The following is a 12,595-nucleotide window of genomic DNA, read 5'->3' as shown; positions in this document are numbered from 1 at the left end:
TATCTGGATATTTTAGATAGTGATATAATAATATAATGGAAAATTCAAGGAGGTAATAAGGTGATAACAGGTGAAATTAAAAGTAAAGTAGATAAAATATGGGAAACATTCTGGTCTGGCGGAATTACAAACCCATTAACAGTTATAGAACAATTTACTTATCTATTATTTATAAAAGGATTAGATGAACAAGAGACAACAAAAGAACAGGAAGCGGAGTTTTTAGGTATGGAATATCAAGGCTTATTTCCTAAAGACAAGCAACATTTACGCTGGAGCCGTTTTAAACAACTTGGTTCTGCCGAGGAAATGTATGAAGTTGTATCTAAAGAAGTATTCCCTTTTATTAAAAAATTACATGGCAAAGAGGATTCTGCATACTCCAAGTATATGAGTGATGCGATGTTCATGATCCCAACAGCAAATATGCTTTCCAAAATTGTTGATGGCATTGATAACATTCCAATGAAAGACCGTGATACAAAAGGTGACTTATATGAGTACTTGTTATCAAAGGTAGCAACTTCTGGGACAAACGGGCAGTTCCGTACACCACGCCATATTATCGATATGATAGTGGAGCTTATGAAACCAACACCTGAAGATGTCATTATTGATCCAGCTATGGGATCAGCAGGTTTCCTTGTATCTGCTGCAGAATATTTACGTAAGAATCATAATGATTTGTTCTTAGTACAAGGGTTAAAAGAGCATTTTAACAACACGATGTTTTACGGAAATGATATGGATAGAACGATGTTGCGTATTGGAGCAATGAACATGATGCTTCACGGCATTGATAACCCTAAAATTGATTATCGTGATTCCCTTGCAGAAGTAAATAAAGATAAAGAGCAATATACACTTGTACTTGCCAATCCTCCATTTAAAGGTTCACTTGATGAAGAAGGAGTATCTAACGAGTTATTAAAACTGACAAAAACAAAGAAAACAGAATTGCTATTTTTGGCTCTCTTTATTCGTATTCTAAAAGCTGGTGGCCGTGCTGCTGTTATTGTTCCAGATGGTGTACTATTCGGGAGTTCCAAAGCTCATAAACAAATCCGGCAAGAGATTATCGATACTCATAAATTGGAAGCAATCATTAAAATGCCTAGCGGTGTATTTAAACCTTATGCTGGAGTATCTACTGCCATCATGATTTTTACAAAAACAGGTGACGGTGGTACGGATAATGTTTGGTTCTACGATTTAAAAGCAGACGGCTTTTCCCTTGATGATAAACGAAGTCCAATAGAAAAAAATGATATTCCTGATATCATTGCTCGATTTAATGACTTTCAAGCTGAAAAAGATAGAAAACGTACAGAACAGTCTTTCTTTGTAACTGTTGAAGAGTTACGTAAAAATGACTATGACTTGTCTATTAACAAGTATAAAGAGATTGAGTATGATGAAGTAAGTTATGAATCACCAGATAAAATACTGGATGAAATTGCTCAATTAGAAACAGAAATTGTCGATGGCATAAATCAACTGAAAGAGTTAATAAGAGGTTAAATGATGAGACATGTAGCATTAAAAGAAATATATAAAATTAAAAAAGGGAAAAAGGTTGAATCGATTGGAAATCCTGATTCAGATTCAATTAGATATATTCAAATCGATGATTTGAGAAATGATGATAATTTAAAATATTGTACTAAATCAGATAAATACATCTATGCTGACAAAGACGATATTATCATTGCATGGGATGGTGCAAATGCTGGAACAGTAAGCTATGGTTTAGAAGGTGCAATTGGTAGCACATTAGCTGTTTTAAAAACAGACTCTAATGAAGTAGATACTCAATTCATCGGACGATATCTTCAGTCTAAATTTGACTATTTCCGTTCGACAAGCACAGGAGCTACTATACCACATATTTCAAGGAAAGCTTTAGAAAATCTAAAACTTCCAGTCCCTTCATTAGAAAGACAAATGCTAATATCTAATATACTTGATAAAGCACAATCTTTAATAAGCAAACGTAGGTCCCAAGTTGAAACATTAGACCAATTAATGCAAAGTGTGTTTTTGGAGATGTTTGGGGATCCCGGTGTTAACAATAAGAAATGGGATACCCTAGCATTACCGAATTTGGTCAAGGATGATAAGTATTCAATAAAAAGAGGGCCATTTGGAGGAGCTTTAAAAAAGGAGATATTCGTAAAAAGCGGATACTTAGTATATGAACAATATCATGCCATAAATGATGACTTTTCGATGGCTAGATATTTTATAACTAAGGAAAAATTTGAAGAATTGAAAGCCTTTGAGGTTAAACCCAAAGATCTAATAATAAGCTGTTCCGGAGTAACGTTGGGTAGAATAGCAGAGGTACCTCACAATGCAAAGGAGGGTATTATAAACCAAGCATTATTAAAAATTACACTTGATCATCAAAAGATGAATAATACCTTTTTTAAATTTCTTTTTAGGAACAAAAAAGTTCAAGATATTTTATTTGGATTTAGTAGAGGAAGTGGTATTCCTAATTTCCCACCAATGTCAGAGATTAAGTCTATTGAATTTATATGTCCACCTATAGAATTGCAAAACGAATTTGAAAATAAAGTAGATGAAATAATTAATCTAAAGGAGAAATTAAAAAAGGCCTTAAAAGAAAATGAGAATCTATACAATTCTATTTTGCAAAGTGCCTTTAATGGAGAATTTTTCATCCAAGAAAAAAACTTCCTCATGTTTAAATAAAGGAGGGATAATATTGGTTACTAACTTTGGTTTTATTAAAGAAAAAGCTCAATATAATAGTTTTAATAAATCCTGCTTAGAAGCAGAAAAAGCTCTTATTGTAAGTCCAGCGACGTGTGCAATTTTGTCACGTCGCGCCTTGGAGCTTGCAGTAAAGTGGCTTTATAGCTCTGACAGTGAATTGAAAGTTCCCTATCAGGAGAACTTATCAAGTTTAATTCACGACTCTAATTTCCTGGCTATCATTGATGATGATTTTCTGCCTTTGTTAAAGTACATTGTTAAGTTGGGAAATGTATCAGTCCATTCCAACGCAAACATCAATCGTGATGAAGCAATATTATCTCTACACAATTTGCATCAGTTTGTGGCTTGGATTGATTATTGTTACTCGGATGAATATACTGCAAAGGAATTTGACGAGTCCTTACTGCAACAAGGTGAAGAAAAGCGTGTAAGACCAAAAGAATTACAAGACTTATATGACCAGTTAAGCTCTAAAGATCGTCGTTTAGAAGAAATGATGAAGGAAAATGAAGAACTTCGTAAGGTAAACACAATTAAACGTGAGTTGAATACAGACAACTATGATTTTGAAGTTGATGAAATAAGTGAGTTTGAAACAAGGCAGAAGTATATTGATCTTGATTTAAAACTAGCTGGCTGGGAATTCGGTACGGATGTTGTAAAGGAATTTGAAGTGACAGGAATGCCGAATAATCAAGGTATTGGTTATGTTGATTATGTCTTGCTTGGTGATAATGGTAAACCCATAGGTGTAGTTGAAGCAAAGCGAACATCAAAAGATCCTAATGTCGGTAAGCAACAAGCGAAACTATACGCTGACTGCATTGAACAAAAGTATGGGCAGCGTCCCGTGATTTTTTATACCAATGGTTTTGAAACCTATATCTGGCACAAGCCCTATCCACCAAGAAGGGTGTCTGGCTTCTATAATAAAGCTGATTTAAACCTCGTAATAGATCGCATCACAATGAAGCGAGAACTAACGGATGTTGAAATTAACGATGATATTACGAATCGTTACTATCAAAAGGAATCAATTCTGGCAGTTTGCGATGCATTGGAACGAAATCAGCGAAAGATGCTGCTAGTAATGGCCACGGGTAGCGGGAAAACAAGAACAGCTATCTCGATTGTGGATGTCCTTTCTCGTCATAACTGGGTGAAGAACGTTTTGTTTCTAGCAGATCGTAAAACACTTCTACTTCAGGCAAAGAAAAACTTTAATAACCTTTTACCTAGCTTATCGTTATGTAACCTCTTAGATAACAAAGATAATCCTGATGAAAGTCGGATGGTATTCTCTACCTACCCAACTATGATGAATGCCATTGATGAAGTCAAACGTAAAGATGGCAAGAAGTTATTTACTATTGGTCATTTTGACTTAATCATTATTGATGAATCTCATAGAAGTATATATAAAAAGTATCGTTCAATTTTCAACTATTTTGACGGTATGCTGCTTGGACTGACTGCTACCCCAAAAGATGAAATTGATAAAAATACGTATGAGGTATTTAACATGGAAAGTGGCACTCCGACCTATGCTTACGAGTTAGAAAAAGCGGTTGAAGATGAATATTTGGTTGATTACAGAACCATCGAAACAAGGATGAAATTCCTTGAAGAAGGTATCCGTTACGATGATTTATCAGATGAGGAAAAAGAGTTATATGAAGAAACATTTGAAGATGAGGTTGGAGATGATATTGATAGTGGAGCATTAAATGAGTGGCTTTTTAATGCTGACACAATTGATACCGTTCTCAAGAACTTAATGGAAAAGGGAATACATGTTGAAGGTGGAGATAAACTTGGCAAAACAATTCTCTTTGCGAAAAACCACCAACATGCGTTAAAGATAGTTGAAAGATTCGATGTTTTATTTCCAGAGTATGGCGGAGAATTTGCGAAAGTCATTGACTATAGCGTGAATTATTACCAAAGCCTAATTGAAGATTTCTCAACAAAAGAAAAAATGCCTCAGATAGCTGTGTCAGTTGATATGCTTGATACTGGTGTAGATATTCCTGAAGTGGTTAACCTAGTATTCTTTAAAAAGGTCCGGTCAAAATCAAAGTTCTGGCAAATGATTGGTCGAGGAACACGTTTATGTCCAGATCTACTAGGAATAGGGCAGGATAAAACCCATTTCTTAATATTTGACTATTGTGGGAACTTTGAATTCTTCAGAGAGAATCCGAAGGGCATAGAAGGAAAAGCTACCGAAAGTTTAACGGAAAAGCTGTTTAATTCAAAAGTTGAACTCATTAAAGAGCTTCAAGGGGTGGAATACCAAACAGAAAATTATATTTCACACCGTAATGAAATCATTAATGATGTTTTTGCCGACATTAATGCGTTGGATGATGAAAACTTCCGAGTGCGCCAACACTTGCAGCATGTTCATAAATATAAAAATAAAGCTAATTGGAACTCATTAACGGTAATGAATGTAAATGAAATTAAAGAGCATGTTTCTCCTATCATCGTTCCATTTAATGATGACGAATTTGCTAAGCGTTTTGACTTAGTAATGTACACAATTGAGTTAGCAAAATTACAGATAAAGAATGCTACTAAGCCAATACGGAGTGTGGTAACAACTGCAGAAGCCTTGTCCAAATTAGGGACAATACCACAAGTGGTTGAACAAAAGGCTATCATTAATAAAGTATTAACTGAAGAGTTCTGGGAAAGTGCTGATATCTTTGAGTTGGAGAGCGTTCGTGAAGCACTACGTGATCTGATAAAGTTTATTGAAAAAGAAAAGCAAAAAATGTACTTCACAAACTTCAAAGATCAAGTATTAGAGGTGAAAGAAAGCGGTCCGATTTTCCACACAAATGATTTAAAAAATTATAAGAAGAAAGTACATCACTATCTTCAACAACACAGAGATGAACTAGCAATCCACAAACTTAGAAATAATAAGAAACTTACTGATCGAGATATAAAAACGTTAGAAAGTATTCTTTGGAACGAACTAGGAACTAAAGAAGATTACGAAAAAGACTTTGGGAATACTCCTATTACCAGGCTGGTAAGACAGATTGTAGGATTAGATCCTCAAGCAGCAAATGAAGCCTTTTCGGAGTTTCTAACCAACGAAAAACTTAATATCTATCAAAGTAGGTTTGTGAAACTTATTGTGGATTATGTCGTGAAGAACGGAGTAATGGATAAGAAAGTGTTACAGCAAGACCCATTTAAGTCAGTCGGAAGTATTGTTGAGTTGTTTAAGGATAATATGGACGATGCCCGTAAGATTATTGGGGTTATTGATGAGATAAATCGAAATTCGGAAGAGATAGCTGGCGCGTAAAATCCAACTTTGACCTGATTACACTTAAAGGCACTTAAGAATCCTTAAGTTGCCTTTTTATTTCATTTAGAAAGAGAGGGAGGGCAAATGGACAATGTTTTGTTGTCCACTTTGGAAGTGGAGAAGTTAAAGGTGAAGTACGGAGAATACTTCGAGCCGATCAAAAATGACAATGACTTTATGACAGTTCTCGTTAGACTAAAGGGTATTGGGGTTGAGGGGGATAACCCAAGGGAATTCTTTGATACTGTAAAACGGTTATTAGAATATATTTATAGAACTGAGAACGGAAAACAAGCTTTAATACTTACGCAATTAATACACAAGATACGTATTCAGAATAATTTTTTTCTAACGGATAATGCTACAAATGTACATCAGCTATGTGATCTAATACTGATTCAATTCAAGCATTCATCAAAAGATAGAGTTTATTACAATGCTTTGAAGCTACTAAACTATTGTGACGGATCTTTAGGCAAATTTAATATTGATTCAGTACTTAGTCCTAGAATAGATAACTTGGAAGGAAATATCTATGAATGCTTTAATATTAAATTATTACTAGAGCTTCTCCATACATATTTAGTTATAAATAAGAAAGATGAATTGTTGAAACTCTTTTCGGATATATGTGTTGATTGGTATAAGTTTGACCACCAGGTTAATGAAAAAACTTCTGAGAGGTTACTTTGGTATGCCTTTATATTAGATAGAGACAAAGAGATTAAAGAACAACTAACTCAATATGATAGTTTAATAAGGAGTAACCGTTGGGGAATAAAATTTTTCCGTTATGTTACGAAAACGGTCTCTGAAACTGGCCATATAAATAAAGAAAAACTATTGCTTCTTATTAATCGTTTTAAAAAGGTTAAAGGTTACTCTACCATTGAAAAAGAAAGCATTATTGAGCATATACTCAAGAGAGTAAAAGAAAAACAAATAACGACGGGAGTAGAAAGGCTGGTATCTTATAATCTTCCACCAGGTGATAAATTGAGTGATATAAATCAAGAGATACTAATTAATTTAGCGGTCTACGAAAATAAAAAAATGACAAAAATATATAAAGTAATCCAAGTGGAAGCCTTTAGCCATCCAAAGAGAGAAGATATTTATATTAATAGACATTTTTTAAAGAAATTAATAGAAGAAAATGAACCTGGTTATATATATGTTAAAGAAGACAGAAAAGCTAATCCCAAAGAAGAAATAGAAAGTGAAACCGAATGGTTTAAGTGGCCCTCGACAGATGTTATGAGCAGCCCCGATGACTCGAATGATTCTATAGGATTAAATGAAAAGAGTGAATTGCGGAAAAGTGGCTACCAGATTACAGGGACTACAAGGGAGCAAAGATGGAGGATATTGCAGCGTATAGTTCCTGACATTGGGTTGAAAAAAGCAGCGTACACCATTGCAGGAAATGTGAAATTAAGAAAAGGTCAGAAAGACGGATCCAAAAAATTCCGTTTCGCTATAACAGAGTGGGAGTATGACTTAGCAAAGTTAAAAAAGAAGTACTACAAAAAAGATTTTAATTGGCCAAAAACCTAGCGACAACTAGGTACGGGTTTCAGAAATGACTGGAGTGCATTGATTATCAGACAAGATACTCATTCATGTACCACGGTCTTTTTTGTTTGTCTCAAAACTTATAATCTATTTTGAGAAAAGAGAAATTAAAGTCTTTTCTTCTTTGAAAAGACTGATAATTATAAAAACAACTGGTATAATTTTAGTTGGATTGAATTGGAAAAATTATTATAGAAGAATTAAAGAGTAAAATATATAGATTCTTGAAAAGACGGAAGGTGAGATGATGAGTTTAAGAAAAGGAAAGACAAAGACAATACTTGAGAGCTCTATCGACAGCGCTTTACTGGCTGTTGAAGTATACAATAAGCCAAGGACAACGTTTAGGGTAGAGAATTATATAACATTGATGATTATGGCATGGACTCGTTTATTCCATGCGCATTTTAATAACACCCTAGGTAACAAATATTATTATAAAAAGAAAAACCGGTATGAACGTGTTGACGGTGAACGGAAAGCTTGGGAGTTAAGCACTTGTATTTCAAAGTATGGTGAACTAACCGAGGCTGAAGAAAGGAATTTAAGATTTTTTATTAAACTTAGGAACAAGATAGAACATAGACACATCGAAAAAGAAACACTCGATACTCTTATTTTTGGTGAGTGTCAGGCGCTTTTATACAACTTTGAAAACACACTTGTAAAACTTTTTGGTGAAGAATACGGTATAAATGAAAATCTTGCTTTCTCACTTCAATTTTCAAGGATAATGACAAAAGAACAAAGACAAGCACAAAAAAACTTATTATCTAATGAAGTGCAAAATCTCGTTGATTATATAACTAAATATAGAAGTGAATTATCTGAAGAAGTATACAACAGTCAAGAATTTAGCGTTAAATTGATAGCCATTCCTAAAGTTGCTAGCGCCAGTAGAAACGACTTGTCGATAGAATTTTTGAAGTGGGACACATTGAGTCCAGAGGAGCAAGAGGAGGTCCAGCGGTTGACAGCCATTGTCAAAGATAAAGTTGTTCGAGTTGAAGGTGTTAATACTGGAAGACATAGACCAAGTATAATTGTCGAAAAAGTAATAGAGAGTGGGGTTACTGACTTTACAATTAATAACCATACAATAATGTGGAAGTTGTTTAATGTGAGACCACCCAATGATGCTGAAGACCCATTTGATACAAATACTAAATATTGTTATTATGACCAAGCTCATAATGATTATTTATATACAGATGCATGGGTTGATTTTATAGTTCAAGTGTTGGATAGAGAAAGAATAAGAATTTCAGATTTAAATAATTCACTGTTATCTAGGGGAATATTGGATATTAAGGAGTATGAACAATGACATGCATTTTATTAGTATTTTTCTATTCTTTAATCAAAATCTAACCTGTAATCTACTTGAAAAGCAATCATATCCCATTATTGTTGAATGAAGGTACTCACACAATGGGGGTGATTGTAGTTACAGTGAAATGTGTGGCTTTTGTCTGTATTGTAATGAAAACTGTTAAATGAGGGATTAAGTTGGCATTAGAATTATTATTACATAAAAAGAACGATACACTTAGCGATAATTTAATTGTATTAATACATGGACTTGGTGCTTCTGATAGCACATGGAGACACGATGGAGTCTCCTGGATAGATTTGTTCTTAACAGATGAGACGTTTAGTAATCTTGATATAGCGGAAATAAAATATGAAACTTCACATTTGGCAAATGGTTTATTGGCTTCAATGGGAGTAAATAAAATTAAACTAGGTAGATTCAAGAGTTTTACTGTAGGTAAAGGTAATTTTACTACTATAGAAATTTTGGCTAGAGAGTTGAAAAGAGAAATTAACTCTAGAAAGATTAAGCAGTATAAGAATGTATTACTTATAGGTCATAGTATGGGTGGCTTAGTAGCTATTAGATATATTCTTGAGGAACTTGAGAATAATCAAACTCATAATATAAAGGGTATGATTAGTTTGGCTACACCATATAACGGCTCTTCGATGGCTTTGTATAATCAATTGATAAAAAATATAAATAAGCATGCTCAAATTCCATCTCTAGCACCTAATAGTAACTTCTTAGATGAAACGATAAGGTTATGGCAAAAGCATCTTGAAAATATGAAAATAAATTTTAAATTTTATTTTGGAACAGAGGACACTATTGTTCCAGAAAACAGTGCTATTCCACATATTATAAGGTCAAAATGGGTAGGGGGAATTCCTCTTCCAGGAGATCATAGTAGTATTTTGAAAGTGATTGACCATAGTTCTACAAATTATAGCCATGTTAGCGAAGCAATAAAAGAGATGTTTGAGAAAGGTATTGAAATAAAAAAAAAGACAGTGGAGGAACAAAGAGGAAGAACCTTTGAATCACTACCTGTAGAGTTTGATAAAATGCTTGCTATATATGAAGCAAAAATTGAATCTTACCTTAAAGAAACAAGGGATAATATGCCTTTCAATGCTAAATCAAATGATGATATATTAACAGACCCTTTACTTAAAGGTTTCTTCGAAGACTTTACATGGAGAACTAAAGTACAAAAGGGAATAAGTGATTTTTCAAGAACCTATAACAACGATCCGTATATAAAAGAGAAAAATATCATTCCAACCCTACAAAAAATTAGAGAATTGAATTTAACATATCCTGAATTCAAAAATAAATTAAGGAAAGAAATACAAACATTTATTTTAGATATACCTGAAACAAGAAAAACAAGTAGCTATAAAGTAGCTCTAATTGAAATACTAAAATTAATGGAAGACAGATATAATAAAATTTTGTTAATTACTGGAGAATCAGGAACGGGTAAAACTCAGCTAATCAATAGTATAATTGAAAATTATAGTTTAGAAGATAGTTTGAAATATTTCTCCTTAAGCATACCTCTAATATTTAATGGTTTTAATATCGAGAAAAATATATTAAAATCCCTTAATAATTTCTTTGATACAGATTACCAAACTCTTCTTGAATTTAATCAATTAATTACCAGCTTAGCTGATGAGTGCTCGCTTAAAATCTTTTTTATAATAGATGACTTGCAGAAGGTTTGTCTTACTGAGGCTTCTTTTTATAAAAATTTAAAAGAATTTGTCGAGAGAACTACTGTTTTTGAGTGGATAAATTGGATAATTTCTATTAATGAATTTGATCAATATTTAATCTTAGATGACAGCCAGTTCTTAGAGGAATATTGCTATTATGGGGTTCCCTCTATACATGAAAAAGAAACAGATTTATACAATTTATTTATAAACATGCATGATTTTAATATTAAACATAATACCTTCGAAAAAATAATGAAAAAATATAAAATTGAAATTAATTTACATCCTCAACTACCTGCTTCAACAAATCTAAACAATATTGAGATGTTCAGAAAAAACCCACTTATGTGTCATGTTTATGCAAACACTGCTGGAGACTTTGAAATAGAATTCATGAACATATGTTATTTAGATTTTGTTAAAAGGTATGCAGAGATTAAGAAGAAAAGTATGGTAGCTGCCTCCAAAAGAAACCTATCATATGTTGAGTTAAAAGAAGTTATAGAGCAAGACATTACAACTATCACTGAATTCATAATGGCGAATAAAAAGTTAAAGTTCAGCCCTAGTGAATATGAAAGTTTATTTAATAAGTTAAATGATAGCTATTATGAGTTACGAAATGCGCAACTAGTTATTCAGAATAGAACTAAAATTAACGATTTTTTCAGTGAAGATGGGACCAGGACAGTACTTGAACTTTCGTTTATGTTTAAGTTATATTGGGGGTTCAAAATATTAACACTGTATAGGATAAATAAAGATTGGGAAAGTTATTCTGACTTACGAAATTCATTTGAAGAGCTAAGAGCTGAGCTTCTTATTTTTGAATTGCTTTATTTGGACTTTATTGAGGATAAAGACGAGGAAATTGATAGAATAGTAAGGAATGTACTAAGAGGTGAAACCGGAAAAGAAGTACTATTTTTTGTTTTTATAAAAATGAGTTTTACATCTCAAGCTATTTTATTTAAACACTTAACACTGGAGGATAAAACCAATTTAAGTCGATCAGAGGTATTTGGGCTTCTATATTATCTATCAAATACAATGGCAAAAAATATAAAGGTTCCAGATATATTTGTAGTACTAAATAAATATATAGATGATATCTCAGAGAATGATTTAGCACTTTATTTGGAAAGTATTGTCCAAAGAAAACTTGCTAGATTGCATAACCTCAGTAGTCTAAAGAAGAGTATATCTCAGTTCATATTTTCAAAGGACGATGGCATTAATAAAGGTATAAGTAAGATAGCAGCTTCTAATTTCTATCGAGTTGTAAGTGAAAAAGAAACAAATATTGAGGATATAATAAAGCAAATTATAACTTACCTGAGAAGTAAGTCAAGTGAGATTGAAGAAAGTAAGAATAAAGTAAGAAGTGTTACTTTTATTGAATATTTTCTAAGATATCTATTTACCCTTTTGATTAAAAATAGTGCTAATAAATTGGAGGTACATGAAGTCTTAAGGAGGACTGATGACTACTTTATGGATGAAATAAAAGTATCTCATATTCTCAGAAGCAGTGTTACAGTCTCCTATGGATATATTTATAGAACTATAAAATTTCAAGAAAAAGAAACCTTCAAGAGACAATACCTTAAAAGTATTTCAAACCTTATTGATTCTGGAAACATATTAAATAAAAAATTGGCCTACCACTTAACAGTCGATACTTTACAAGATTATAAAGACCCGAATACCTTCTTGGAAAAAGAATTTATTCATATTTTAAAAAAGTTATACGATGATAAAAGTTTAAAGGAATTTAATACACAACGTTTAGATAGAAAAGAGTTTTTTGAAAGAAATCTCTCTCAAATTCAGTTTTAGACCACATATTAACTTGAAAATCTTGCAGATTATTGAATCTGAGGGGAAAGTTGAAAAACAATT

Annotated in this window: 6 protein-coding genes; all 6 read left to right on the top strand. The window is 32.7% G+C overall.

What is annotated here, in order from left to right:
* Positions 1–60 precede the first annotated feature (60 nt).
* On the top strand, positions 61–1,521 hold the full coding sequence (locus ACXAFV_RS00230; protein ID WP_475123767.1) for a type I restriction-modification system subunit M: 1,461 nt from the start codon (positions 61–63) through the stop codon (positions 1,519–1,521).
* 3 nt (positions 1,522–1,524) lie between these two features.
* Positions 1,525–2,718: a restriction endonuclease subunit S gene (locus ACXAFV_RS00225; protein ID WP_475123766.1), complete on the top strand. Its 1,194-nt coding sequence runs from the start codon at positions 1,525–1,527 to the stop codon at positions 2,716–2,718.
* A 13-nt stretch (positions 2,719–2,731) separates the two neighbouring features.
* Positions 2,732–6,070: a DEAD/DEAH box helicase family protein gene (locus ACXAFV_RS00220; RefSeq protein WP_475123765.1), complete on the top strand. Its 3,339-nt coding sequence runs from the start codon at positions 2,732–2,734 to the stop codon at positions 6,068–6,070.
* Positions 6,071–6,202: 132 nt separating this feature from the next.
* Positions 6,203–7,630 carry a hypothetical protein gene (locus tag ACXAFV_RS00215; RefSeq protein WP_475123764.1) on the top strand — a complete coding sequence of 476 codons (1,428 nt, stop codon included), beginning with the start codon at positions 6,203–6,205 and terminating at the stop codon, positions 7,628–7,630.
* Positions 7,631–7,895: 265 nt separating this feature from the next.
* The gene (locus tag ACXAFV_RS00210; RefSeq protein WP_475123763.1) at positions 7,896–8,975 is read left to right on the top strand and encodes a DUF3644 domain-containing protein; all 1,080 of its coding nucleotides are present in this window, start codon (positions 7,896–7,898) and stop codon (positions 8,973–8,975) included.
* A gap of 182 nt (positions 8,976–9,157) precedes the next feature.
* Positions 9,158–12,532, top strand: a complete 3,375-nt coding sequence (locus ACXAFV_RS00205; protein ID WP_475123762.1) for a lipase/acyltransferase domain-containing protein — start codon at positions 9,158–9,160, stop codon at positions 12,530–12,532.
* Positions 12,533–12,595 lie beyond the last annotated feature (63 nt).

Source organism: Rossellomorea sp. ABR4_012, from assembly GCF_056159545.1.
The sequence above is the reverse complement of the archived record's forward strand: the minus strand, read 5'-3'. Positions and strand labels throughout refer to the sequence as shown.